Source organism: Nocardioides aromaticivorans (assembly GCF_013408525.1).
Classification (GTDB): Bacteria; Actinomycetota; Actinomycetes; order Propionibacteriales; family Nocardioidaceae; genus Nocardioides; species Nocardioides aromaticivorans.
Window position 1 is genome coordinate 4009550 of sequence record NZ_JACBZM010000001.1, and the last position, 25230, is coordinate 4034779.

Annotated in this window: 22 protein-coding genes and 1 tRNA gene; 13 read left to right on the forward strand and 10 right to left on the reverse strand. The window is 73.2% G+C overall.

Annotated elements, in window-relative coordinates; translation table 11 throughout:
* Positions 1-28: 28 nt before the first annotated feature.
* On the forward strand, positions 29-289 hold the full coding sequence (locus BJ993_RS19225) for an HPr family phosphocarrier protein (RefSeq protein WP_179650627.1): 261 nt from the start codon (positions 29-31) through the stop codon (positions 287-289).
* Between the two features lie 89 nt (positions 290-378).
* Here BJ993_RS19225 and BJ993_RS19230 read toward each other — a convergent pair whose 3' ends face one another.
* Genes BJ993_RS19230 through BJ993_RS19240 form a run of 3 tightly spaced genes read right to left on the reverse strand, consistent with a single transcriptional unit; the run spans position 379 to position 2325 of the window.
* Positions 379-984, reverse strand: a complete 606-nt coding sequence (locus BJ993_RS19230; protein ID WP_179650629.1) for an acetoacetate decarboxylase family protein — start codon at positions 982-984, stop codon at positions 379-381.
* Entirely contained in the window at positions 981-1658 is a 678-nt protein-coding gene (locus BJ993_RS19235) for a hypothetical protein (protein ID WP_179650630.1), read from the reverse strand. The genes BJ993_RS19230 and BJ993_RS19235 overlap by 4 nt, the downstream gene beginning before the upstream one ends.
* Before the next feature lie 10 nt (positions 1659-1668).
* Positions 1669-2325, reverse strand: coding sequence for a TetR/AcrR family transcriptional regulator (locus BJ993_RS19240; protein ID WP_051931884.1), 657 nt, complete (start codon positions 2323-2325; stop codon positions 1669-1671).
* A gap of 81 nt (positions 2326-2406) precedes the next feature.
* On the opposite strand from BJ993_RS19240, the gene BJ993_RS19245 reads away from it, so the two are divergent.
* The gene (locus tag BJ993_RS19245; RefSeq protein WP_179650632.1) at positions 2407-4545 is read left to right on the forward strand and encodes an MMPL family transporter; all 2139 of its coding nucleotides are present in this window, start codon (positions 2407-2409) and stop codon (positions 4543-4545) included.
* A 114-nt stretch (positions 4546-4659) separates the two neighbouring features.
* On the opposite strand, the gene BJ993_RS19250 is transcribed toward BJ993_RS19245, so the two are convergent.
* Together BJ993_RS19250 and BJ993_RS19255 are read right to left on the reverse strand one after the other, a co-directional pair.
* Positions 4660-4836 (reverse strand): DUF6104 family protein, encoded by a 177-nt coding sequence (locus tag BJ993_RS19250; RefSeq protein WP_179650634.1) that lies wholly within the window; start codon positions 4834-4836, stop codon positions 4660-4662.
* 12 nt (positions 4837-4848) lie between these two features.
* A complete protein-coding gene (locus BJ993_RS19255) occupies positions 4849-8595 on the reverse strand; it encodes a multifunctional oxoglutarate decarboxylase/oxoglutarate dehydrogenase thiamine pyrophosphate-binding subunit/dihydrolipoyllysine-residue succinyltransferase subunit (RefSeq protein WP_179650636.1) in 3747 nt (1248 codons plus the stop codon).
* Positions 8596-8947: 352 nt separating this feature from the next.
* On the opposite strand from BJ993_RS19255, the gene BJ993_RS19260 reads away from it, so the two are divergent.
* Both BJ993_RS19260 and BJ993_RS19265 read left to right on the forward strand, forming a co-directional pair.
* Positions 8948-9394 carry a hypothetical protein gene (locus tag BJ993_RS19260; protein WP_179650638.1) on the forward strand — a complete coding sequence of 149 codons (447 nt, stop codon included), beginning with the start codon at positions 8948-8950 and terminating at the stop codon, positions 9392-9394.
* On the forward strand, positions 9394-10293 hold the full coding sequence (locus BJ993_RS19265) for an LCP family protein (protein ID WP_179650640.1): 900 nt from the start codon (positions 9394-9396) through the stop codon (positions 10291-10293). Before BJ993_RS19260 ends, BJ993_RS19265 begins: the two co-directional genes overlap by 1 nt.
* On the opposite strand, the gene rnhA is transcribed toward BJ993_RS19265, so the two are convergent.
* Entirely contained in the window at positions 10277-10744 is a 468-nt protein-coding gene (rnhA, locus tag BJ993_RS19270; RefSeq protein ID WP_179650641.1) for a ribonuclease HI, read from the reverse strand. The two genes, BJ993_RS19265 and rnhA, sit on opposite strands and share 17 nt — an antisense overlap.
* 59 nt (positions 10745-10803) lie before the next feature.
* Here rnhA and BJ993_RS19275 point away from each other — a divergent pair, with 59 nt between their 5' ends.
* On the forward strand, positions 10804-11250 hold the full coding sequence (locus BJ993_RS19275; protein WP_179650643.1) for a hypothetical protein: 447 nt from the start codon (positions 10804-10806) through the stop codon (positions 11248-11250).
* 17 nt (positions 11251-11267) lie between these two features.
* Here BJ993_RS19275 and BJ993_RS19280 read toward each other — a convergent pair.
* A tRNA-Arg gene (locus tag BJ993_RS19280) sits at positions 11268-11340 on the reverse strand.
* 92 nt (positions 11341-11432) lie between these two features.
* Between BJ993_RS19280 and argS the strand changes: the two genes are divergently transcribed.
* Positions 11433-13121, forward strand: a complete 1689-nt coding sequence (argS, locus tag BJ993_RS19285) for an arginine--tRNA ligase (protein ID WP_179650645.1) — start codon at positions 11433-11435, stop codon at positions 13119-13121.
* On the forward strand, positions 13121-14509 hold the full coding sequence (lysA, locus tag BJ993_RS19290; protein WP_179650647.1) for a diaminopimelate decarboxylase: 1389 nt from the start codon (positions 13121-13123) through the stop codon (positions 14507-14509). Before argS ends, lysA begins: the two co-directional genes overlap by 1 nt.
* 82 nt (positions 14510-14591) lie before the next feature.
* Here lysA and soxR read toward each other — a convergent pair whose 3' ends face one another.
* Positions 14592-15056 carry a redox-sensitive transcriptional activator SoxR gene (gene soxR / locus BJ993_RS19295; protein WP_036542083.1) on the reverse strand — a complete coding sequence of 155 codons (465 nt, stop codon included), beginning with the start codon at positions 15054-15056 and terminating at the stop codon, positions 14592-14594.
* A gap of 28 nt (positions 15057-15084) precedes the next feature.
* On the opposite strand from soxR, the gene BJ993_RS19300 reads away from it, so the two are divergent.
* Both BJ993_RS19300 and BJ993_RS19305 read left to right on the forward strand, forming a co-directional pair.
* Complete coding sequence (locus tag BJ993_RS19300; RefSeq protein ID WP_257026928.1) at positions 15085-16044, forward strand: zinc-binding dehydrogenase; 960 nt, start codon at positions 15085-15087, stop codon at positions 16042-16044.
* Positions 16041-17381 carry an MFS transporter gene (locus BJ993_RS19305; protein WP_179650649.1) on the forward strand — a complete coding sequence of 447 codons (1341 nt, stop codon included), beginning with the start codon at positions 16041-16043 and terminating at the stop codon, positions 17379-17381. Before BJ993_RS19300 ends, BJ993_RS19305 begins: the two co-directional genes overlap by 4 nt.
* A gap of 9 nt (positions 17382-17390) precedes the next feature.
* On the opposite strand, the gene BJ993_RS19310 is transcribed toward BJ993_RS19305, so the two are convergent.
* Complete coding sequence (locus BJ993_RS19310; RefSeq protein ID WP_179650650.1) at positions 17391-17870, reverse strand: nucleotide exchange factor GrpE; 480 nt, start codon at positions 17868-17870, stop codon at positions 17391-17393.
* A gap of 47 nt (positions 17871-17917) precedes the next feature.
* On the opposite strand from BJ993_RS19310, the gene BJ993_RS19315 reads away from it, so the two are divergent.
* On the forward strand, positions 17918-19603 hold the full coding sequence (locus BJ993_RS19315) for an Hsp70 family protein (RefSeq protein ID WP_036542090.1): 1686 nt from the start codon (positions 17918-17920) through the stop codon (positions 19601-19603).
* A complete protein-coding gene (locus tag BJ993_RS19320) occupies positions 19600-21759 on the forward strand; it encodes an Ig-like domain repeat protein (protein ID WP_179650652.1) in 2160 nt (719 codons plus the stop codon). Before BJ993_RS19315 ends, BJ993_RS19320 begins: the two co-directional genes overlap by 4 nt.
* Before the next feature lie 3 nt (positions 21760-21762).
* On the opposite strand, the gene BJ993_RS19325 is transcribed toward BJ993_RS19320, so the two are convergent.
* The gene (locus tag BJ993_RS19325; RefSeq protein ID WP_179650654.1) at positions 21763-22725 is read right to left on the reverse strand and encodes a GlxA family transcriptional regulator; all 963 of its coding nucleotides are present in this window, start codon (positions 22723-22725) and stop codon (positions 21763-21765) included.
* 137 nt (positions 22726-22862) lie between these two features.
* Here BJ993_RS19325 and BJ993_RS19330 point away from each other — a divergent pair, with 137 nt between their 5' ends.
* Together BJ993_RS19330 and BJ993_RS19335 are read left to right on the forward strand one after the other, a co-directional pair.
* Complete coding sequence (locus tag BJ993_RS19330; RefSeq protein ID WP_179650656.1) at positions 22863-23804, forward strand: NADP-dependent oxidoreductase; 942 nt, start codon at positions 22863-22865, stop codon at positions 23802-23804.
* Between the two features lie 71 nt (positions 23805-23875).
* Entirely contained in the window at positions 23876-25228 is a 1353-nt protein-coding gene (locus BJ993_RS19335; RefSeq protein WP_373366968.1) for a homoserine dehydrogenase, read from the forward strand.
* Positions 25229-25230 lie beyond the last annotated feature (2 nt).

A 25230-nucleotide genomic window follows, 5' to 3' on the forward strand; every position in this document is an offset into this window, starting at 1 on the left:
CCGTCGTACCGAACGAGAGGAAGCATCCATGCACACCGTCACCGTCACCGTCGGCTCCGCCGTCGGCCTGCACGCCCGTCCCGCCGCGATCATCTCCGAGGCGGCCGAGGAGCTCGACTCCGAGGTCCTGATCGGCATCCCCGGCGACGAGGGCGTCGACGCCAGCTCCGCCCTGCTGATCATGACCCTGGGCGCGGGCAACGGCGACCAGGTCGAGGTCTCCGGCGAGAGCGAGGCGGACGTCGCGAAGATCGCCGCACTCGTCGAGCAGGACCTCGACGCGGAGTAGCCGCGGGCCCTCGATTGGGCACGAACTGCACGCCCCGGACCCTGATCTCTGCGGATTGGTCCCGAACCGCAGCACAACCGAACGGGATGTCAGTCGAACGCGAGCCGGAATCCCGCCATCCGGAACGACCCGAGCCGACGGGCCCCCTGCAGGAACGCGAGGGGCCCGTCGCTCGCGAAGCTCCACCGCGAGCGGCACGGCAGCGCCTTCGCGTTGCCCTTCATCACCACGTCCGCGACCTCGGGGTGCTCGGGGATGCCGGGCTGCTCGACCAGGCCGGTGAACGGCACCCGGATCGCCGCGCGCGAGACGTCGGTGAACTGCGCCGACACGATCGGCCGCCGCTCCACGGTCGCCGTCCAGTCGGTCGAGGTGACCGGGCCGCGGAAGCTGCTCTCCATGTCGAAGTCGCACAGCTGCTTCGGGATCGCCCACAGCTCCCGGCCGCCGGCCTGCGAGGCCGGGGAGTCGACCCAGATGTCGGTGATCGTGACCGCGCCCTTGCCGGCGCGGTTCTTCGTCGTCCGGGCCACGAGGAGCTCGTGGTAGGTCAGCGGGCTCGGGTCCTCGTACGAGACCAGCGCGACGCCGTACGTGCCGGCCGGGTGGCGGTCGTCGGCGTCCTCGCGCAGCCTGAAGGCAGACAGCCACAGGGAGCCGTGCATGTGCCACGGCGCCGGGGGATAGGGCTTCACTCGGTGTCCTCGCTCGAGTCGATGAGGAGCTGCGCGGTGTGCTCCAGCTCCGCCTCCATCGCGGCCGGCAGGTCGTCGGTCAGCTCGTCGGCCATCGGGCTCTCCTCGCGCGGGCCCAGCCCGGCGGCGGCCTTCTCGATGGCGGCGCCGACGTTGATCACGGTGGCGTCGCGCACGTAGGGCTTGTCGAGCTCCTTGGCGACGTACTTCGCGATGAAGCGGCGCAGCTCGCCCTCGACGTTGGCGGCCTTGTTCATCAGCGAGGCCCGCAGCCCCTGCGCCTTCAGCCGTACGACGACCTGGTTGGCCTCCGGCGGCGTGACCTCCAGCGCGATGGCGAGGTCGGACCGGCCGTGGGCGGTGATGACGATCGGCACCGTGATGTCGGCGTCGAAGTTCTGCTTGTCCATGCCGAGGTCGATGCTGAACTGCAGGGTCACCGGCAGGTCGACGTGGAAGGAGACGGGGGAGGAGCCGACCCGCTGGCCGGCGGCGGTGCCGATGGTGCCCTTCGCGGTCACCTTGGCGATCCGGCCCGGCCCGACGCCGAGTGGTCCGACGTCGATCTGGCGCCCGGACAGCACGTTGACGCCGGCCAGGACGCGCTCGGCGGTCACCGCGGTCGCGAAGAACCGCTCACCCCAGCTCGCGTAGTCGATCAGCTCCTCGCTCACCCGGCCGACACTAGTGCTTGGGCCGCGCCTTGGGGCCGGTGGCCAGTCCGCGGGTGGTCATCTCCAGGGTCCGCTCGACGGCGGCCTCGCGCTCGGCCTCCGTCATGTCCTTGAGCGGGCCGTCGATGAGCAGCATCGCGAGCCCGTGCACGGCGGCCCACGGCCCCGCCTCGGCGCCGGGGCGGTCCTCGGGTGCGAGGTAGCCGACCTCGACGAGGTCGTCGAGCATGGTGCCGAGCAGGACGTACGGCGCGGGGTTCCCCATGCCCTCGGGCTCGCCCTCGCCCTCGGGCTCGCGGAGCCGGCCGGTGAAGCAGGTGCGGAAGATCCCCGGCTCCTGGAGCGCGAACCGGATGTAGCCGCGGCCCGTCGACTCCAGCCGCCCGATCGCCCGGGCGACCGGGTCGGCGTCCGCCGGCACCTGCTGCAGGAAGTCCGACATCGCCGCGACCATGCCGTCCATCGCGAGTGCGCGCGCGGCCTCGAGCAGGTCGGACTGGTTGGCGAAGTGGCGGTACGCCGCCGTCGGCGTGACGCCCACCTGCCGCGCCGCGCCCCGGATGGTCACCGCGTCCGGGCCGCCGGTCGTGGCCAGCTCGGCCGCGGCCCGGGCGAGGGCGTTGCGCAGGTCGCCGTGGTGGTAGCTGGTCCGGCTGGAAGTCGTCACGAGGAACATGTTGACACCCGTACACATCCATGCCAAGTTAACACCCATAAAGTTTACGTTCGTACACATTGGAGGAGTGCCATGTTCCGCTGGATCGGAGAACTGGTCACCCGGCGGGCGCGCTGGGTGCTGGCCCTGGGCCTGGTCGCGGTCGTCGCGGCGGCGGTCGTCGGCGTCGGTGCGTTCAGCAAGCTGCAGACCGAGGGCTTCGACGACCCCGACTCCGACAGCAGCCGCGCCGCCGCGCTGCTCGAGGAGCGCTTCGAGGGCTCGGCCGACTACGTGTTCGTCGTGGAGGCGGCCGACGGCGACGTCGACTCACCGGCCTCCGCAGCGGCGGGCGCGGCGCTCACCGAGCGGCTGCGGTCCGACCCGGACCTGGCCGACGTGGCGTCGTACTTCGACGGACGGGCGGGCCCGATGCGCTCGACCGACGGCAGCCACGCCCTGGTGACGGCCTCGGTCGCCCCGGGCACGGAGGCCGACCCCGCCGCCGTCCTCGACGACTACGCGACGAGCGACGGGCCGCTCTCGGTCGACGTCGGCGGCGGTGAGGTCGTCGGCGAGGAGATCGGCGGCCAGATCGGCAAGGACCTCGGCCTGGCCGAGAGCATCGCGATCCCGCTGATCCTCGTCCTGCTCGTGCTGGCCTTCGGCAACGTCGTCGGCGCGCTGGTCACTCTCGGCGTCGGCATGGCCGCCATCCTCGGCACCTTCGCCGAGCTCTCGATCCTCGGCTCGACCACGGACGTGTCGATCTACGCGGTCAACCTGACGACCGGCCTCGGTCTCGGCCTCGCGGTCGACTACGGCCTGCTGATGGTGGCCCGGGTGCGCGAGGAGCGCGCGGCCGGGCGTGCCCACGACGCCGCGGTACGACGAGCGGTGGAGACCGCCGGCCGGACCATCGCGTTCTCGGCGACGACGGTGGCGGTCGCGCTCGCGTCGCTGCTGGTCTTCCCGATGTACTTCCTGCGCTCGTTCGCCTACGCCGGCATCGGGGTCATGCTGATCACCGCGTTCAGCGCGGTGGTCATCCTGCCGGCCGGGCTCGCCCTGCTCGGTGACCGGATCGACGCGTGGCGGGTGCCGAAGGTCCGCGGCATCCGCGGCGAGGAGGCCCCGGCGTGGGCGCGGCTCGCCCGGTTCGTCACCCGGCGCCCCCTGGTCAGCGCCCTCCCGGTCGTCGGCGCCCTGCTCGTCGTCGCCATCCCGCTCGCCGGCATCGACCTGGGCACGCCCGACGACCGCGTGCTGCCGACCAGCGCGTCCAGCCGCCAGGCCGGCGACGCGCTGCGCACGGAGTTCGCGGGCGACGGCACCCACCCGATCCAGGTGGTCACGACCCCCGCGCTCGACCAGGCCGACCTGGCGTCGTACGCCGACGACCTGGCCGGGCTCGACGGCGTCGTCCGGACCGAGGTCCGTCCCGGTGACGGTGCGTCGCTCGTCTCCGTGGTCACCGACCTCGACCCGCGCTCGGCCGCGGCCCGCGACCTGGTCGAGGACGTGCGCGCCGTGCCGGCGCCGGACGGCGTCGAGGCACTGGTCGGGGGCGCCAGCGCGGAGCTGCACGACCAGATGACCGGCATCGGCGACCGTCTCCCGATCGTCGCCGGGTGGCTGGTGCTGACCACGATGGTGATCCTGTTCCTGTTCACCGGCAGCGTGGTCCAGCCCGTCCGGGCCCTGCTGCTCAACGCGCTCGGCCTCGGTGCCACGCTCGGCGCGATGGTGTGGGTGTTCCAGGACGGCCACCTGTCAGGCCTGCTCGGCTTCACCCCGCAGCCGATGGACAGCTCGATGATGGTCCTGCTCTTCTGCGTCGCCTTCGGGCTCTCGATGGACTACGAGGTCTTCGTGATGGGCCGGATCAAGGAGATGCGCGACCTCGGCATGGACAACGAGCAGGCGCTGGTCCACGGCCTGGCTCACACCGGCCGGATCGTCAGCACCGCCGCGGCCCTGATCGCGATCAGCTTCTTCGCGTTCCTGGTCAGCTCGGTCAGCTTCATCCAGTTCTTCGGGCTGGGCACGGGGCTGGCGATCCTGATCGACGCGACCCTGATCCGCGGCGTGCTGGTGCCGGCGAGCATCCGGCTGCTGGGGGAGCGGGCCTGGTGGGCCCCGGCCCCGCTGCGGGCGCTCCACCGGCGCTTCGGGCTCTCGGAGTCGGTGCCCGAGGCGCCGCCGGTCCGGGAGGCGGCTGCGGTCGGCTGACCTCCCACGGCCGACTGGAGCTGAAAGGGACGAGGGCCCGGCGGAGAGATCTCCGCCGGGCCCTCGTCGCGTCTCGTGACGGTCGCTGACCGACCTCCTCGACGACCGCCGGGGCTAGTCCTCGGGGTCGTCGAGCCGGGCCAGCCAGGTCGCGAACCGCTCGACCGCCACCTCGAACTCCGGGTGGGTGTCCACGAACTCCTGCAGCCGCTCGCCGAGCCAGGCCAGGGTGACCTCCTCGTCACCCCGGCGCTGCTCGAGCTCCTCGATGCCGCGATCGGTGAAGTACATCAGCCCTCCACGTCAGGCGAAGGCCTCGCCGATGAGGACCTTGGCCTCCTCGAGGTGGCGCTTGGCGGTGCCGACCGCGGTGGTCGACGAGGCGGCGCGGGTCACCGGCTCGATCTCGCGGTCGAGGTGCGGCACCACGTTGAGGTAGTACGACGGCCACGGACCCTGGTTGTAGGGCTCGTCCTGGACCCACTTGACCTTGGCGTTGGGGTACTTGGCCAGCTCGGCCTTGATCGCCTCGACGGGCCACGGGTACAGCTGCTCGACGCGCAGGATCGCGACGTCCTCGCGGTTGGACTTCTGGCGCTCGACCACGAGGTCCCAGGTGAGCCGGCCGGAGACCAGCAGCACCGTGGTGACCTTCGCCGGGTCGACCGTGTCGTCGCCGATGACGGCGCGGAACTCGCCCGAGGTGAAGTCGGCCGGCTGCGAGGCCGCCTCCTTGCGCTTGAGCATCGACTTCGGCGTGAACACGATGAGCGGCTTGTGCTCGCCGCCGAGGGAGTGCTGGCGCAGCAGGTGGAAGTACGACGCCGGGGTGGACGGCTGGGCGACGACCATCGCGTCGTCCGCGCAGAGCGTGAGGAAGCGCTCGATGCGGGCGGAGGAGTGGTCGGCTCCCTGGCCCTCGTAGCCGTGCGGCAGGAGCAGCACGACACCGGAGTCCTGGTTCCACTTGGTCTTGCCGGCCGAGATGTACTCGTCGATGACCGATTGGGCGCCGTTCACGAAGTCACCGAACTGCGCCTCCCACAGGACGAGGGCGTCCGGGCGGGCGACCGAGTAGCCGTACTCGAAGCCGAGGGCGGCGTACTCGGACAGCAGGCTGTCGTAGACGAAGAACTTGGCCTGGTCCTCGGTGAGGTTGGCCAGCGGGGTCCACTCGTCGGCGTTGTGCCGGTCGATGATCGTCGCGAAGCGGGACACGAAGGTGCCGCGGCGCGAGTCCTGGCCGGCCAGGCGGACCGGGCGGCCCTCCATGAGCAGCGAGCCGAAGGCGAGGATCTCGCCGGTGCCCCAGTCGATCGGGCCGTCGGCGATGGCCGCGGCGCGACGCTGCAGCTGCGGCATCACCTTCGGGTGCACGGTGAAGCCCTCGGGCGGCGTGACGTAGGCGTCCGCGATCCGCTTCATGACCTCGGGCGTCACCGACGTCTGGGTCTCGCCGGTCGGCTTGTCCGGGTAGTCCGGGACGGTCGTCCACTCGTCGGGCTTCGTGTCGGCCTCGCGGACCTCGGTGAACACCCGCTCCAGCTGCTGCTGGTAGTCGCGGAGGACCTGCTCGGCCTCCTCGATCGTGATGTCGCCGCGACCGATGAGCGACTCGGTGTAGAGCTTGCGCACCGAGCGCTTCTGCTCGATGAGGTCGTACATCAGCGGCTGCGTGTACGACGGGTCGTCGCCCTCGTTGTGACCGCGGCGGCGGTAGCAGACGAGGTCGATGACGACGTCGCTCTTGAACGTCTGGCGGTACTCGAAGGCCAGCCGCGCGACGCGGATGCACGCCTCCGGGTCGTCGCCGTTGACGTGGAAGATCGGCGCCTGGACCATGCGGGCCACGTCGGTGCAGTAGAGCGTCGAGCGCGACGAGCCGGGGGAGGTGGTGAAGCCGACCTGGTTGTTGATGACGACGTGGATCGTGCCACCGGTGCGGTAGCCGCGCAGCTGGGAGAGGTTGAGCGTCTCCGCCACCACGCCCTGGCCGGCGAAGGCCGCGTCACCGTGGAGGAGGACCGGCAGGACCGGGAACTCCTCGCCGCGGTTGAGCACGTCCTGCTTCGCGCGGGCGATGCCCTCGAGCACGGGGTCGACCGTCTCGAGGTGCGACGGGTTGGCGGCGACCGAGACGGCGATGGTCTCGCCGGTGCCGGCGACGAACGCGCCCTCCGCGCCGAGGTGGTACTTCACGTCGCCCGAGCCCTGGACCGTGCGCGGGTCGATGTTGCCCTCGAACTCGCGGAAGATCTGGTTGTAGGACTTGCCGACGATATTGGCCAGCACGTTGAGGCGGCCGCGGTGCGCCATGCCGATCGCGACCTCCTCGAGGCCGGCCTGCGCGGCGGCCTCGGCGATCTCGTCGACGACGGGGATCGTGGTCTCGCCGCCCTCGAGGGAGAAGCGCTTCTGGCCGACGAACTTCGTCTGCAGGAAGGTCTCGAACGCCTCGGCCTGGTTGAGCTTCAGCAGGATCCGCAGCTGCTCCTCGCGGGGCGGCTTGCTGTGCGGCTGCTCGACGCGCTCCTGGATCCAGCGCCGCTGCTCCGGGTCCATGATGTGCATGTACTCGATGCCGGTGGTGCGGCAGTACGAGTCGCGCAGGATGCCCAGGATGTGGCGCAGCTTCATGAAGCGCCGGTCGCCGCCGCCGAAGGAGCCGGTCGGGAACTCGCGGTCGAGGTCCCACAGGGTCAGGCCGTGCGACTCGATCCGCAGGTCCGGGTGGCTGCGCTGCTTGTACTCCAGCGGGTCGGTGTCGGCCATCAGGTGGCCGCGCACGCGGTAGGCGTGGATCAGCTCGAGGATCCGGGCCTGCTTGTCGATCTCGTCGTCGTGGGACGTCGCGATGTCGGCGTTCCAGCGGATCGGCTCGTAGGGGATCCGCAGCGCGCGGAAGATCTCGTCGTAGAAGCCGTCCTGGCCGAGCAGGTACTTGTGCACCTGGCCGAGGAACTCGCCCGACTGCGCGCCCTGGATGACCCGGTGGTCGTAGGTCGACGTCATCGTCATGATGCGCGAGATCGCGTTGCGGGCGATGGTCTCCTCGGACGCGCCCTGGAACTCCGGCGGGTAGTCCATCGAGCCGACGCCGATGATGGCGGCCTGGCCCTGCATGAGGCGCGGCACGGAGTTGTTGGTGCCGAGGCCACCGACGTTGGTGAGGCTGACCGTCGTACCGGAGTAGTCCTCCATGGTCAGCTTGTTGTCCTTGGCCTTGCGCACGATCTCCTCGTACGCCGTCCAGAACTGCGCGAAGTCCATCGACTCGCACGCCTTGATCGACGGCGCCACGAGCTGGCGCGTGCCGTCCTTCTTCTGCTGGTCGATCGCCAGGCCCAGGTTGATGTGGGCCGGCGTGACCATCGTCGGCTTGCCGTCGATCTCGTCGTAGGTGTTGTTCATCGCCGGCAGCTCCTTGATCGCCTTGACGATCGCGTAGCCGATGAGGTGGGTGAACGACACCTTGCCGCCGCGGGCGCGCTTGAGGTGGCTGTTGATGACGATCCGGTTGTCCCACAGCAGCTTGACCGGGATGTTGCGGACCGAGGTCGCGGTCGGCACGGACAGCGAGATGTCCATGTTCTTCGCGGTCGCGGCCGGGATGCCGCGCAGCACCGTCAGGGTCGGCTCGTCGCTCGCGGTCACGGGAGCCGGGCGGGGAGCGTCCTTCGGGGTGGGCTTGGGGGCGTCGGCCTTCGGCGGGGTCGGCGTCGTGGTGGAGGCGGGGCTCACCTGCGGGGCAGGGGTCGCCTTCGGGGTCGGGGCGGCTGCGGGGGCGGCAGCCGGGGCGGCCGCGGCCGCGGGCGCCGCCGGAGCGGGGGCCGGGGCCGGGGCCGTGGTGGTGGCCGTGGCCGTGGCGGCAGGGGCAGCGGCGGCCTTCGTGCCGTTCGTGCCCGCGCCCTTGAAGTACGCGGCCCAGGCCGGATCGACGCTGTTCGGGTCAGCCTCGAACTGCTCCTTCATCTCCTCCACGAGCCACTCGTTGGCTCCGAAGTCGACGGGTTCTGGTGATCCGTGGGACTGGTCTGACGACTGCGTCACGACGTGCTTCGCCTCTTCCGAATGTGCGCGTTGGCCCCCCGCCGCCGGTGACGGGCGGTTTCGACCGCCAAGGCTAGTCCCATGCCGAAGCAAATGCCGCCCCTCGGTCACCCTTTGGCGCAGGGTGTTGCACAACAGGCGTCTGCCGGGTCGTGGTGGTGGGCACCGGACGGGAGTGAATGCCATGAGCACGGTTCCAGACGACGCCGGTGCCCGCGCGCGGAGGATGCCCGTGGGTACGGGGATTTCGGCCCTTGTCGTGGTCGCGGGACTGCTCCTCGGAGGCTGCTCGGGGGGCGAGGAGGAGCCCGCTCCGGCGCCTTCGAAGGAGTCGTCGGCCCCGGACGTGAGAGTGGTCACGGACAGCGGCATCGGCAAGGTCCGGGGGCCGCTGAGCCCCCCACGGCGCGCCGAGGTGGTCCGTGACGTGACCGCCGTCGTCGACGCCTGGTCGACGAGGGCGTACGGCGGCGACTACCCGCGCACCGACTTCGCCGACGCCTTCGCGGCCTTCACCCCGGACGCCCGGGCACTGGCCCTGAGGAAGACCTCGCTGCTGAGCAACGCCGCCGCCGGCGCCGACCTCGAGGCGGTGACGATCGCGCGGCGGGTCGTCCGGGTCGACGTACTCGCGCCGCGGGGGAAGGTCGCCGGGGCGACCGCGCGGATCCGGATCGTGCTCGACCTGTCGGGGCCGACCGACCGTCGCGAGGTGGTGACCGGCCGCCTGCTGCTCTCGCCGACGGCCAAGGGGTGGCGGGTCTTCGGGTTCGACGTCAGCCGAGGGAGGGATTCCTGATGCGCACCTTCATCCGCACGACGCTGCTGGCCCTGCTGCTCGGGGTCGTCGCGATCGTCGTCCCGGACAGCACGCCGGCGCCGACGCAGTTCACCATCGTGAAGCTCGACCGGTCCGACGGCGTGGACGTCGACCCGGACGTGATCTGGGTGCTCGCCGTCGGCTCGGACGCCCGGCCGCGCGAGAACCCGTTGCGGGTGCGCGGCGACGCCCTGCAGCTGGTCGGCATCAACACCCGGACCGGCGCGGCCACCGCGATCGGCATCCCGCGCGACAGCTGGGTCCCGATCCCGGGCGTCGGCTCCAACCGGGTCAACGCCGCCCTCTACTACGGCGGCCCCGAGCTGCTCGGCCGGACCGTCGGCAACCTCGTCGGCCTCCAGCCGGACTACGTCGTCGTCGCGACCTTCAGCGGCCTCGCCGAGCTGGTCAAGGGGATCGGCGGGATCACCGTCAACAACCCCCGCGCCTTCTCCGACGCCCACCTGCACCCGCGGGGCTGGCCGAAGGGGAGGGTCCGGCTCAACGGGATGAAGGCCGTCGAGTTCGCCCGGGTGCGCAAGTCGCTGCCGCGCGGCGACTTCGACCGGTCCGCCAACCAGCAGCGCGTGATCCGCGGCATCCAGCGCCGGGTCGCCGAGCGGGCGGCCGAGCCCGGGTTCATCGAGGGCCAGGTCATCAACGTGCTGCGCCACCTCTCCACGAGGGGGCTCTCCCCGGCGGAGCTGTTCCGCGTCGCGCAGGCGATCGCCCAGGTCGATCCCGCCAAGGTCACCGGCTGCGTCCTGCAGGGCAGGGGCGCCAGCATCAACGGGGCGAGCGTGGTGCTGCCCGACACCCGGGCGGCGCGGCGCTACGGCGACGACGCCCGCAAGGACGCCGTCATCCGGCGGTGCTGAGGTCCCGTGCCTCGCGGGCACCCTTCCCGGCGAGCGCGTCGGCGCGCTCGTTGCCCGGGTCGCCGGCGTGGCCCTTCACCCAGTGCCAGGTGACGTCGTGCGCGGCCGCGGCGACGTCGAGGCGGCGCCACAGGTCGTCGTTCTTGACCGGCGCCTTCGCGGCCGTGCGCCAGCCGTTGGCCTTCCACTTCACGACCCACGACATGATCCCGTTGCGGACGTAGCTGCTGTCCGTGTGGAGGTCGACGGCCGACGGGCGGGTGAGGGCCTCGAGCGCCTGGATGGCCGCCATCAGCTCCATCCGGTTGTTGGTCGTGGCCGGCTCGCCGCCGCGGAGCTCGAGCTCGTGGCCGCCGTACCGGAGGACGGCGCCCCAGCCGCCCGGCCCCGGGTTGCCCAGGCAGGCCCCGTCGGTGTGGATGGTCACGCGGGAGGTGGACGGGCTCGGCACAAGGCGAGGGTACGGCGATCTGCTGGCGGCCCGGGCACCGCCACGGCACGATGGGCGGGGTGACGAAGAAGGCCAGGCGCTCGGACCGGGCGCGACGCAGGAAGGTCGTCGGCCGGCTGCGTGCCGCCGAGGCGAAGCAGCGCCATGTCGAGCTCCGGCTCCGTGACGCAGACCCGCTGAGCGGGTTCGTCCTCGGGGTCGACGACAAGCACGTCGAGCTCACCCGGCTCGGTGAGCCTGGCGAGGCCGACGGCGTCGAGGTGGTCCGGGTCCGCGACGTGGAGAAGGTGCGCCGGACGTCGGCCCCGGCCGACCCCGGGCCGCTGCGCGGCCGCTTCACCCACCTCGAGGAGGTCGAGGAGCTGGCCCAGGCGGTCGTCGACGAGGCGTTCGAGGAGGGCTGGCCGTACGACGCCCAGGGGATCGACCAGCTGACCGGGCTGCAGCGGGCGATCCGCGAGCTCGCGTGCGTCGTACGACGTCCGGCGGAGCCGGCGGGGGACTGACCCGAAAAACAGAAGGGCGCCTCCGGCAGGATTCGAACCTGCGACACCTGGTACCGGAAACCAGTGCTCTATCCCCTGAGCTACGGAGGCATGCGACCGAGACGGGCTCGGCGACGCGAGGCAGAACACTACCGGGCGATACTCACGCGAAGGAAACCGGCACGCGCCGATAGGCTTCGGTCGTGACTCCAGCCCAGCTCTCCTCGACCATCGTCGCGGCCCTCACGTCGCTCGTCGACGACGGTGCCCTGACCCTTCCCGACGGCGTCCCGGCGGAGGTCACGGTGGAGCGACCCCGGCAGAAGGGGCACGGCGACTACGCCACCAACGTCGCGCTGCAGCTTGCGAAGAAGGCCTCGACCAACCCGCGGGCCCTCGGCGAGCTGCTCGCCAAGCAGCTCGAGCAGGCCGACGGCATCAGCGCCGTCGAGGTGGCCGGGCCCGGCTTCCTGAACATCACCGTCGAGGCGGGTGCGCAGGGCAAGGTGGCGGCCGAGGTCGTCGCCGCGGGTGCGGCGTACGGGCACAGCGAGCTGCTCGGCGGCGAGAAGATCAACGTCGAGTTCATCTCCGCCAACCCGACCGGTCCGCTGCACCTGGGCCACACCCGGTGGGCGGTGCTCGGCGACGCGATCGCGCGCGTGCTCGCGGCGGCCGGCGCGGAGGTGACGCGGGAGTTCTACATCAACGACCGCGGCGTGCAGATGAACCACTTCGCCGACTCGATCATCGCCGCGGCGCTGGGGGAGCCCAAGCCCGAGGACGGGTACGCCGGCGAGTACATCACCGACCTCGCCAAGGCCGTCGAGCAGGCCAGCCCCGGCATCTTCCAGCTCGAGGGCGAGGAGCGGCGTGCCGCCGTACGGGCCCAGGGCTACGCGATCCAGCTCAAGGAGCAGCAGGACCAGCTGGACGGGTTCAACACCCACTTCGACGTCTGGTTCTCCGAGCTGTCCCTGCACGAGTCCGGCTCGGTGCCGGAGACGCTGCAGCGGCTGAAGGACCTCGGCCACGTCTACGAGGAGGGCGGCGCGCTCTGGATGCGCACCACCGACTTCGGCGACGACAAGGACCGGGTGCTCATCAAGTCCGACGGCGAGCTGACCTACTTCGCCTCCGACACCGCCTACTACCTCGACAAGCGGGCGCGCGGCTTCGACCACTGCATCTACCTGCTCGGCGCCGACCACCACGGCTACGTCGGCCGGCTCCGGGCGATGGCGGCGTGCGTGGGCGACGACCCCGACAAGACGCTGGACGTGCTCATCGGACAGCTGGTGAAGATCCTCAAGAACGGCGAGGAGCTCAAGCTGTCGAAGCGGGCGGGCAATATCGTCACGCTCGACGACCTGGCGCGTGAGATCGGCGTCGACGCGCTGCGCTACTCGCTGGCGCGCTACCCGGCCGACTCGCCGCTGGTGCTCGACGTCGCCGAGATCACCAAGCAGTCCAACGACAACCCGGTCTACTACGTCCAGTACGCCCACGCGCGGACCTGCCGGATGATCGAGAACGCCCGCGACCTCGGGATGGCGCTGCCCGAGCTCACGGCAGCCGATCAAGGCGGCTTCGACCCGAGCCTGCTCGGCCACGAGCGCGACGGCGAGCTGCTGCGCGCGCTGGCCGAATACCCGCGCGTCGTCGCGAGCGCTGCCGAGCTGCGGGAGCCGCACCGGGTCGCGCGCTACCTGGAGGACACCGCGTCGGTGTTCAACAAGTGGTACGACACCAAGGAGTGCCGCATGCTGCCGCAGGGCGACGAGCCGGTGCGGCCGGTCAACGAGGCGCGCCTGGTGCTCACGGTCGCGACCCGGACCGTGATCGCCAACGGCCTCGACCTGCTCGGCGTCTCCGCGCCCGAGCGCATGTGATGGCAGGTCGCGTCCCGCCCGGCGACTACGCCGGCTCCTCCCCGCACTGGCTGCGCGAGCCGGCCGACGTCAACGCCCTCGTCCCGGCGCTCTGGTCGAGCACGGCGTCGAAGGACGCCGACGGCGTGCTGCACGTCGGCGGCCTGGCGATCCCCGACCTGGTCGCCGACGTCAACACCCCGGCGTACGTCTTGGACGAGGACGACTTCCGGGCTCGGGCCCGTGCCTTCCGCGACGCGTTCGAGGGCGTCGACGTCTACTACGCCGGCAAGTCGTTCCTGTGTACGACGGTCGCCCGGTGGATCGCTGAGGAGAACCTGTTCCTCGACGTCTGCTCCGACGGTGAGCTGACGGTGGCGCTGCGCGGGGGAGTCGAGGCCGAGCGGATCGGCTACCACGGCAACAACAAGACGCCGATGGAGCTGCGCCGCGCCATCGTCCTCGGCGTGGGACGGATCGTCGTCGACTCGTTCCACGAGATCGAGCGGGTGGCCGCCATCGCGGCCGAGACGGGCGTGCCCGCGCGGGTGATGGTCCGGGTGACCGCCGGCGTCGAGGCCCACACGCACGAGTTCATCGCGACGGCCCACGAGGACCAGAAGTTCGGCTTCTCGATCTCCTCCGGCGACGCGTTCGAGGCCGCCCGTCGCGTCATCGCCGCGGACGGCGTCGAGCTGCTCGGCCTGCACTCCCACATCGGCAGCCAGATCTTCGACACCGCCGGCTTCGAGGTCGCCGCCCGACGGGTCCTGGCCCTGCACGCGCGGATCGCCTCGGAGCTGGGCGTCGTCCTGCCCGAGATGGACCTCGGCGGCGGCTTCGGCATCGCCTACACCAGCCAGGACGACCCCAAGCCGGCCGCCGAGCTGGCGGCGGGCATGCGCGAGATCGTCGTGCACGAGTGCCGCGCGCTCGGCATCGAGGAGCCTCGTCTGTCGATCGAGCCCGGCCGTGCCATCGTCGGGCCGACCATGTGCACCGTCTACACCGTCGGCACGGTCAAGCAGGTCCAGCTCGACGGGGGCGCCGTGCGCACCTACATCAGCGTCGACGGCGGGATGAGCGACAACATCCGCACGGCCCTGTACGACGCCGACTACTCCTGCACGCTCGCGTCCCGCGCCTCGGCGGCGGAGCCGGTGCTCGCCCGGGTCGTGGGCAAGCACTGCGAGTCCGGCGACATCGTCGTCAAGGACGAGTTCCTCCCCGGCGACGTGGCCCCTGGTGACCTGATCGCGGTGCCCGGCACGGGCGCGTACGGCCGCTCCATGGCCTCCAACTACAACCACGCCCTCCGACCGCCGGTGGTCGCGGTCAAGGACGGCCAGGCGCGAGTGATCGTGCGCCGCGAGACGGTCGACGACCTGCTCGCGACGGACATCGGCTAGCGGGTCGGCCTTCGCCACGCAACAACCGAATTCGTCCTCGAACGGCGCAGGAGGCGACGAATTCGGTAGTTGCGTCGCGAGCTCAGGAGCGGCCGAGCAGCCGGACCGGCCCGTCGCCGTACTCGCTGAGGGTGTCGCCGGGGTTGGCGAGCCGGCACGACTGCATCGACAGGCAGCCGCACCCGATGCAGTCGTCGAGGGTGTCGCGCAGCTTCTCGAGCCGGGTGATCCGCTCGTCGAGGGTGGTGCGCCACGACCGCGACAGCCGGGCCCAGTCCGCCTTCGTCGGCGTGCGGCCCTCGGGGAGGGTGGCGAGCGCCGCGCGGATGTCGGCGAGCGAGATGCCGACGCCCTGCGAGACGCGGACGAAAGCGATCCGCCGGAGCACGTCGCGGTGGTAGCGGCGCTGGTTGCCGACCGTGCGCACGCTCGTGATGAGCCCCTCGCGCTCGTAGAAGTGCAGCGCCGACACCGCGACCCCGGCCCGCCGGGCCACCTCGCCGGGCGCCAGGTCGTGGGTGCGGATCTCCCGGTTGATGTCAGTCATTGACCTCAACCTTACTTGAGGTTGTCGGATGGTTGCCATGCACGCGATCCGTCACCACGCCTTCGGGCCCGCCTCCGTCCTCCAGCTCGAGGAGCTGCCCGACCCCGTCCCCGGCGCGGGCCAGCTCCGCATCGCGGTCGAGGCCGCCGGCGTCCACCTCCTCGACACCTACCTCCGCTCCGGCAACGGACCGGCCACGATGGCAGCACCGCAGCTGCCGGTGGTGCCCGGCCGCGAGGTCGCCGGCGTGGTCGACCGGGTGGGCGAGGACGTGGACGAGCGCTGGCTCGGGAGGGCGGTCGTGACGCACCTCGGCCCGCAGGGGAGCGGCGCGTACGCCGAGCTGGTCGTCGCCGACGTGGCGCGGGTGTACGAGCGCCCACCGGGCCTCGACGCCGCGACCGCCGTCGCGGCGATCGGCACCGGCCGGACGGCGGCCGGCATCCTCGACCTCGCCGGGATCACCGCCGACGACGTCGTCGTGGTCACCTCCGCGGCCGGCGGCCTCGGCACGCTGCTCATCCAGGGAGCGCGCAACGCCGGCGCCCGGGTCGCGGGCCTGGCCAGCGGCCCGAAGCTCCACGTCGCCCGCCAATTCGGGGCCGACACCACGGTCGACTACCGCGACCCCGAGTGGCCGGCCGTGCTCCGTGCCGCCGAGCCGCGCCTGACCGTGCTCCTCGACGGCGTCGGCGGGCCCGTGCCCCGAACGGTCCACGCGATGCTCGAGCCGGGCGGGCGCACCGTCCGCTTCTCCGGCGACGTCGAGGGGTACGACGCCCCCGGCCGCGCCGTCGTCGACGTGCTCGGTCCGCCGATCACCAGCCGCCTCGCCGAGCTGGAGAAGGCGGCCCTCGAGGCAGCGGCCGACGGCAGCCGGGTGCCCTACGTCGGCACGGTCCTCCCGCTCGCGGACGCCGCGCTCGCCCACGAGGCCCTGGAGTCGCGCACCGCCGTCGGGAAGGTCGTCCTCGAGGTCACCCGGTGACCGCGGTCGCCGACGCCGCGGTGGTCTCGCCGTGGCGGGGCCGCCATGCCCGGACGACCGTCGGGGTGTTCTCGCTCGCCTTCCTCTTCGCCTTCGAGGCGCTCGCGGTCGCCACGGTGATGCCCGATGTCGCCGCGGAGCTCGACGGCCTGCGCTGGTACGCCGTGGCCTTCGCCGCGCCGCTCGCCGCCGGAGTCGTGGCGCTCGCCGCCAGCGGGCCGCAGGTCGACCGGCTCGGCCCGGGCCCGGCGCTGCGGCGCGGGCTGGTCGTCTTCTGCGCCGGGGTGGTCATCGCCGGACTGGCCCCGGACATGCCGGTCTTCGTCCTCGGCCGCCTCGTGCACGGGTACGGCGGCGGCGTGCTCGGCGTCGCCCTCTACGTCGTGATCGCGCAGGCCTACCCCGAGGCGATGCGGCCGCAGGTGTTCGCGGTGCTGACGACGGCCTGGGTGCTGCCGGCCCTCGTCGGTCCCGTGCTCGCGGCGCACGTGGCCGAGCAGCTCGGCTGGCGCTGGGTGTTCCTCGGGGTGCCCGTCGTGGCCGTCGCCGCGTGGCTGCTCGTCGCCGACGCGCCGTCGGCGCCCGGCGTGGCTCGGGCGGAGCCCGGCCGGTTGGCGTGGGCGGTCGCGGCGGCCGGCGGCGTGCTGGCGGTGAGCGTCGGGGGCCAGCAGGTCGTGGCCTGGTGGCCGGTCCTCGTCGTGGCGGGCCTGGCCGCGGTGGTGCTGGGTGGCCGGCAGGTGCTGCCGGCCGGGTCCTGGTCGCTGGCGCCCGGCCTCCCGGCGGTTCTCGGCTCCCGGGCGGCGATCGGTACCGCGATGGCCGCTGCCGAGGTCTACGTCCCGCTGCTGCTCGTGCTCGAGCGTGGCCTGAGCCTCGCGCAGGCCGGCTGGGTGCTGACCACGGGTGCGGTCACGTGGTCGGCCGGCGCGGTGCTGGCTGCCCGGTGGCGGTTGCTCGCGGACCAGCCGGGTCGCGTGCGGACCGGTGCGCTGCTCCTGGGCGTCGGGATCGCCGCCTTCGCGACGGTGTCGCTGTCCGTCGTACCCCTGGGGGTGGTGGTCGTCGCCTGGGGCGTCGCCGGGCTCGGCATCGGGATGGCCTTCTCGACGCTGTCCGTGCTGGCGCTCGCGACAGCCGGGGACGGGGAGGCGGGGCGGACCTCGTCGGCGCTGCAGCTCAACGACTACCTGGCGAACAGCGCCGGCGTCGCGGTGGGCGGGGTCGTCTTCGCGGCCTTCGCCGAGACCGCGCCGGGTGCGGCCGCGACGGCGCTCGTGCTCGCCGCGGCCGGCATCGCCGGGCTCGCCCTGGTGCCCGCGGCGCGGCTGCGGTCCTGAGCCGGAGGATCAGTCGCCGGCGTACCGGTGGACCGCGACCCGCGCCGGCCGCACCGACCGGCCGACCTCGGCGAGCAGCAGGCCCGGCTCCAGCAGCGAGGCCACCGTGCGGTCCCGGGCGGCGACGTCGGTAGCGACGACCTCGACCGCCTCCATCAACACCGCGTCGAACGGGGTGCCCTCGGTGGGCGCGACCAGCCGGCCGCCCCGTCCCTCGATCAGCCGCTCGATGCCGCCGGCCATCGCACCGAAGGCCTCGCGCTCCCGACGCGAGCGGGCCGTGGCCGCGCAGGTGCTCGCGTCGCGGTGCAGCGCGAGCAGGTCGACGAGGAGCGGTACGTCGGCGCCGGCCCGGGCGCGCGCGGCGGCCGCACGGCTGTCGTCGACCAGCTGGTCCAGGCTCGCGGCCTGCCGGGCCACCAGACGGCCCACGTCGACCACCGCGTCGGCCAGGTCCTGGAGGCTGGGTTCGGGCGCGGGTTCGGACACGCGGGAATCGTATCCACGCGTTGCCAGCCGCAGGTACGCTCGCGCCCGTGGCCGTCCACGGAATCGACCTCGGGACCACCTGCTCGGCGATCGCCCGGACCGACAGCAGCGGTCGGCCGCAGGTGCTCGTCGGCATGACCGGCGAAGCGACCGTGCCCTCCGTCGTGCTCTTCGCCTCCGACCGCGAGCACCTCGTCGGGGAGGGCGCGCGCCGGCAGGCGCGCCTCGACCCCGAGCACGTCTGCGCGCTGGTCAAGCGCCGGATGGGCGAGTCGGACTGGCGCTTCGTGGCCCACGGCCGCAGCTGGTCGGCCGCCGCCGTGTCGTCGCTGATCCTGAAGTCGGTCTGCGAGGACGCCGCCTTCGGGTCGGGGGAGCAGGTCACCTCGGCGGTGATCACGGTGCCCGCCTACTTCGGCGACGAGGAGCGCCGGGCGACCACGCTCGCCGGCACCTACGCCGGCCTCGACGTGGTCGACGTCCTCTCCGAGCCGATCGCCGCCGCGCTGTCGTACGGCTTCGGCCGCCTGGACGGCTCCTTCGGCCTCACCAAGGACGCCGGCTACGAGACCGTCCTCGTCTACGACCTCGGCGGCGGCACCTTCGACGCCACGGTGATCGAGCTCGCCGACCGCCGGATCTCGGTGCTCGCCGTCGACGGGGACCACCAGCTCGGCGGCGCCGACTGGGACGAGCGGATCTGCCTGCACCTCTCGCGCCAGTTCTGCGCGGAGAACCCCGATGCCGAGGACCCGCTCGACGACTCGGCCGGCGCCCAGGAGCTGGTCATCGCCGCGCAGCGGGCCAAGCACGACCTCTCCGACCGCGAGTCCACCGAGGTCGTCGTCACCCACGACGGCGCCCGGTCGACGGTCACGCTGACCCGGGCCGAGCTGGAGGACATGACCTCCGCGCTGCTGCGCCGCACGATCGACCTGACCCGGTCCTGCCTCGAGGCGGCGTCGCGCCGCGGCGTCGGCCGTGTCGGCCGGGTGCTGATGGTCGGCGGCTCCTCGCGCATGCCGATGGTCGAGAAGGCGCTGCGGGCCGAGCTCGGCATCGCGCCGGAGCTGCACGACCCCGACCTCGCCGTCGCGAAGGGCGCCGCGCTCTACGGTGCGAAGAAGGAGCTGGAGCGGCTCGTCGAGGGAGACCTCGTGACCCGCGGCCGGCTGCGGGCGGGCGACCGGATCGAGGACGCCCCGCCCGACGAGCTCGACGCGGCCTGCCGCCGGGTCGCGGACGCTCTCGGCCAGCCGCTCGCGCAGGTCCGGCGCGCGATCGAGATCCGGGTCGACACGGTCGTGTCCCGTGGCTTCGGCGTGCTCGCGGCCAACCCGATGACCGGCGAGCTCGAGCCGGTCTGGCTGGTGCACCGCAACGACCGGCTGCCGATCAACGTGAGCCGCTCGTTCGGGACGGTACGACGCGACCAGGACGCCATCGAGATCCGGATCGTCGAGCAGCAGAGCCAGGCCGAGTCGATGCGCGTGCAGGACGTCAAGCTCCTCGTCGCCGGCACCATCGAGGGCATCCCGCCGGGCTACGACGAGGGCAGCGAGGTGCGGGTCCGGTTCCTCATGGGCTTCGACGGCCTGCTGACCGTGCTGGCCGACCACGTCGAGGCCCGGCTCCCGCTCACCCTCACCGCCCAGACCGGCGCGACGCTCTCGCAGGCGGAGGTAGCACGCGAGCGTGAGCAGCTCCAGCGGACGCGGCGGCGCGACGCGTGAGCGGCCGGCGCCCGCCCTTCGACGGCAACGACTACCGCAAGCGGGTCCTCGCCGCGATCCAGAAGCGCGGCGGCGCCGAGGGGGCCGACCCGTTCGAGGTCTACGACCTGCCCGTCGACGAGGTCGGGCGGTGGAGCGACGCCGACGTCGCCGCGCAGGTGGACGAGGTCTGGGGCTTCTGGCAGCGCCAGCGCGACCACCCCAAGTACGGCACCCTCGTCGGCATCCTCGTCGCGTTGCACGAGCAGAACAGCGCCGAGGTGCTCGACCCGCGCCGTCGGGGCCATCTCGTCGAGCAGGTCCGCCAGCAGCGCGCGGCGCGTGACTCCGCACGGTTCCAGCCGCTCGACGAGGCGATCGCCCGGCTGGTCCAGCGCCACGGCGGCATCCCGCGCGACAAGCTCGAGGGGCTCGTCGAGGTCGGCGCGCTCGGCGGGCTGAGCCGCGCCGAGGTCGAGCTGCGGCTGCGCCGGCACCGGGTCGTCGACACGGCCCCCGCGCCACCGCCCCCGCCGCCGGTCGCGAGCAGCCCGGTCAGCGACCACCGCCGCCAGCAGGTGCGCGACCTGCTCGACGAGTTCGGCCGGCTCCAGGAGCAGCCGCCTCCTCCCACCCTGCTGGCCCTGCTGGGCCTGGGACCGGACGCCGACGACGCGGAGGTCGCCCACCGCGCCGAGGCGTGGCGGGTGCGTTGCCGGGAGCTCCCGCCGCTGCGGATCCGCGCCGTCGCCGACGAGCTGATGGTGCACGTCGCCGAGTTGCTCGAGGCCGGCCCGATCGTCCGTGACGCCTACCTCGACGCCGTCGTGCACGACGTCCGGGCGCGCCTGCTGCCGCGGGTGCGCGCCGCCGTGCTCGTCGAGGACCGCCTGGTCGCCGACGACCACGAGCACCTCTACGAGGAGGCGCTCGACCTCGGTCTCGACCCCGGCCGGGCCCGCGCGGCGCTCGCGGCGATGGCTGCCGAGCTGGGCGTGGCCATCGAGCCGATGCGCGGCAGCGGCGTACCTGCTCCGGCGCCGGCTCCCGCGCGGCCGCCCGACCGGGTGTGGGAGGAGATGCTCCGGGCCGCACGGGCCGCGCTGCGACGCGGTGCGCTGCTGGAGGCCCGGCGTCTCGTCGCGCAGGCGCGGGCCACGGGCGACCCGGCGTCCGCCACCCCCGTCCGGGCGGTGTCCGACGAGGTCGACGAGGCGATCCGCGAGGCCGAGCTGCGCTGGCGTGCGGTGTCGGCTGCGCTCGGTGCGCGCCGGTTCGCGGAGGCCATCGACCACCTGGAGCACCTCGCCCGGGTCGCGTCCGACCTGCCGAGCCCGGCCGGGCTCGACACTGCCGAGGCCGAGCTGGCCCGGGCCAGGGGCGAGGTGCGCGAGGCCGACGCCCGCGTCGCCGATGCCCGCGCGGCGGCCGACCCGGTGGGCGCGCTGATGACGGTGCTCGAGCGGTGGCCCCAGCACCCGGCCGCGGTGGCGGCCCTCGCCGCGATGCCGCTGCACCCGCCTTCGGCCGTGCGCGCCGTCCGCGACGGGTCCGGCGCCGTCGTGGTCAGCTGGCAGCCGTCGCCGACCAGCGGCGCGACCTACAAGGTCTCCCGCGTCGAGCCGAAGGGGACGACGCGCGTCGTCGGCCGGACCGCGGCCCCGCAGATCGAGGACGGCGGCGCCCCGGCTGGTTCCGACGTTCCCGTGTACGTCGTCGTGGCGGTCCAGCCGGGACGGGTCTCCGACGAGGTCCGGTCCGACCAGGCCGTCGTACCGGCCCCGGCTCCGCCGGCACCCGCTCAGCCGGCACCCGCTCCGCCGCCACCCGCTCCGCCGCCGGCGGCAGCGCCACCACCACCTCCGCCCCCGGCCGCTCCGCCGACATCCGCTCCGGCGCCACCCGCTCCGCCGCCACCGGCAGCGGTCCCGGGCGCCACCGACGTCACCGCCGTCCGGGCTCCCGACGGCTCGGTGCACGTGCGCTGGAACGGACCGGCCGACGCCGAGTTCAAGGTGTCGCGCCGCGCGCCGGACGGGCGCTGGCAGGTCGTCGGCCGCACCCGTGGCCATGAGCTGGAGGACGGGGGAGCGGCGCCCGGCGAGGTGCCGCTCTACTCCGTCTCCGCCAGCAGCGCGGCGGGCTTCGCCGCGGACGCGTTCTCCGCGCCCGTCTGACCCTCAGGCGGGCACGGCGCGCAGCGAGAAGCGGGCCCGGTACTGCTGCGGCGAGAGCCCGACCCGGTCGCGGAAGTGCTTGCGCAGGGCCGCGGCGGTGCCGAAGCCTGCCTCGTCGGCGACGAGGTCGATGGTCGCGTCGGTGGTCTCCAGCAGCTCCTTGGCACGGTCCACGCGCGCCGCGACCAGCCAGTTGCCGAGGGTCAGGCCGGTCTCGGCGCGGAAACGGCGGGTGAGCGTCCGCACGCTCATGCCGAAGGCGGCGCCGACCTCGTCGAGGCTCACCGGCCGGTCGAGCCGGGCGAGCAGCCACGCGCGCACCTCGGCCATCGCACCGGCCTCGTCGGCCAGCGTCGGGCGGGGCACGAACTGGGACTGGCCGCCGCCGCGGTGCGGTGGGGCCAGGGTCAGCCGGGACACGTCGGCAGCCGCGGCGGCCCCCAGGTCACGCGCGATGATGTGCAGGGTGAGGTCGATGGCGGCCGACGCGCCGGCCGCCGTGAGGACGTCGCCCTCGTCGACGAAGAGCTCGTCGGGCCGGAACACGACCTTCGGGAAGGCGGCGCGGAACTCGTCCGCCGCGCACCAGTGGGTGGTCGCGGCGCGCCCGTCGAGCAGCCCGGAGGCGGCGACGGTGAAGGCGCCGGTGCAGTAGGAGACGACCCGTGGCGCGCCGAGGTCCGCGAGCCCGATCGGGTCGCCCGTCGTGGTCGACGTCTGCCAGGGAGGTACGACGACCGTGTCGACCTCGTCGAGGACCGAGCGGTCCGCGGTGACCGCCACCGAGAAGTCCGCCGCGGTCGGCACCGGCCGGCCGTCGAGGCTGCACGTCACGACCTCGTACGCCGCCCGTCCGTCCACGCTCGCCGCGCCGAAGAAGCGCGAGGCGATCCCGAGCTCGTAGGGGTAGACGCCGGGCAGCGCGACCACGCCGATCCGGTGCGGTGCGGGTGCTTGTCGGGTCATGGCCAGATCATGACACATGTCGTCCATCTGGCCACTGTCGTGCGGACCGCGCGGCCGGGAGGCTGGGAGCACCCCGGAGGAACCCGGGGCACTCCGGCGAGAAGAACCGACGAGAAGAAGACGAGAAGGAGCAGGTCATGCGTGCAGTCCGCTATACGGGTGCTGGTGCGGCAGCAGAGGTCACCGAGCTGGTCGAGGTGGCCGATCCCACCCCGGCGCAGGACGAGGTGCTGGTCCGGGTCGCCGCGGTCGGCCTCAACCCGGTCGACGTGAAGATCCGTGCCGCCGCGGTCGACTTCGGCCCGATCGAGTACACGACCCTCCCGGGCTGGGACGTCGCCGGCGAGGTCGTCGCGGTCGGACCGGCCGTCGACGGCTTCGCCCCGGGCGACGCGGTCTTCGGGCTCGCCCGCTTCCCGCGGGCCGCGCACACGCTGGCCGACCTGGTCGCCGTACCGGCCTCCGACCTGGCGCACGCCCCGGCGGCGTGGAGCGTCGCCCAGCAGGGCGGCGCACCGCTGGCCGTGCTCACCGCGTGGCACGCGTTCGAGGCGGCCGGGCTGACCGGCGACGCGACGGGCAAGCGGGTGCTCGTGCTCGGCGGCGCCGGCGGCGTCGGCCACCTCGCGGTCCAGGTCGCGAAGGCCCGCGGCGCCCAGGTCGTCGCGACCGCGAGCCGTGCGAAGCACGACGTCCTCACCGGCCTCGGTGCCGACGAGGTCGTCGACTACAAGGACGAGTCCGCGCTCGAGGAGATCGCGCCGGTCGACGTCGTGCTGTCCACGGTCGACAACGGCGTGCCGCCGCTCGGCGCGGTCCGCGAGGGCACGGCCGTCATCACCATCACCGGCTTCCCCGACGGCGCCGAGGAGGCGCTGCGCGCCGCCGGGGCGTCCGTCGTCCAGCGGATCATGGTGACCGCCGACGGCCCCGCGCTGGCCGAGGTCGCCGCCCTCGCCGACGACGGCCGGCTGACGGTGCTGGTCGACGGCGCGTTCCCGCTCGACGACGTGGTCGCCGCGCAGGAGCGGCTCGAGACCGGCCGGGTGACCGGCAAGGTCGTCGTCACCCTGTCCTGACCCGCAGTCCTGACCCGCACGACCGGCGACGTGCCGGGCGCCGAGGCCGCGGAGCCTGTCCGCGTTCTGCCATCGGTTCCCGGCACGAACCCGGGCGCCGATACGATCGCGGGGTGAACAGTCCCCTCAAGGTCGCCGTGCTCGGCTGTGGCTCCGTCGGGTCGCAGGTGGTGCGGCTCCTCGGTGAGCAGGCCGACGACCTGGCGGCGCGGGTGGGCGCCCCGGTGCAGCTCGCTGGTGTCGCCGTACGACGTCTTGACGCCCCGCGCGAGGTCGACGTCCCCGCGGAGCTGCTCACGACCGACGCGGCCGCGCTGGTGGCCCGCGACGACATCGACCTCGTGATCGAGGTGATCGGCGGCATCGAGCCCGCGCGCTCCCTCATCCTGTCGGCGCTGGAGAACGGTGCCTCGGTCGTCACGGCCAACAAGGCGCTGCTCGCCGAGGACGGGCCGACCCTGTTCGAGGCCGCCGAGAAGGCCGGGCGCGACCTCTACTACGAGGCGGCCGTCGCCGGCGCCATCCCGATCCTGCGCCCGCTGCGCGAGTCCCTCGCCGGTGACAAGGTCACCCGCGTGCTCGGCATCGTCAACGGCACCACCAACTTCATCCTCGACAAGATGGACACCCAGGGCAGCGGCTTCGCCGACGCGCTGGAGGAGGCCCAGGCGCTCGGCTACGCCGAGGCCGACCCGACGGCCGACGTCGAGGGCTTCGACGCCGCGGCCAAGGCGGCCATCCTCGCCAGCCTCGCGTTCCACTCCCGCGTCACCGCCGCCGACGTGCACCGCGAGGGCATCACCGACGTCACCGCGGCCGACGTCCGCTCGGCGCGCGAGATGGGCAGCGTCGTCAAGCTGCTCGCGATCGCCGAGCTCGTGCCGTCCGCCGACCCGGCGGAGGACGCCGGCGTCAGCGTCCGCGTGCACCCGGCGATGATCCCCCGGTCGCACCCGCTGGCCAGTGTCCGCGAGGCCTACAACGCGGTCTTCGTCGAGTCGGAGGCGGCCGGCCAGCTGATGTTCTACGGTCCCGGTGCCGGCGGCTCGCCCACGGCGAGCGCCGTGCTCGGCGACCTCGTCACGGTCGCCCGCAACCACCGCCAGGGCACGCGCGGCGTCGGCGAGTCGGCGTACGCCGACCGGGCGGTGCTGCCGATGGGGGAGACCCGCACCCGCTACCACGTCGCCATCGACGTCGACGACCGCGCCGGTGTGCTGGCCGCGGTGGCGCAGGCCTTCGCCGAGCACGGGGTGTCCATCCAGACCGTCCGCCAGGAGGGCCGGGGCAACGACGCCCAGCTCGTCGTGGTCTCGCACGAGGCGTCGGACGCGGCCCTGGCCGCCACCGTCGAGCAGCTGCGTGACATGGAGATCGTCCGCGAGGTCACCTCGGTGATGCGCGTCGAGGGAACCGAAGAGTGAGC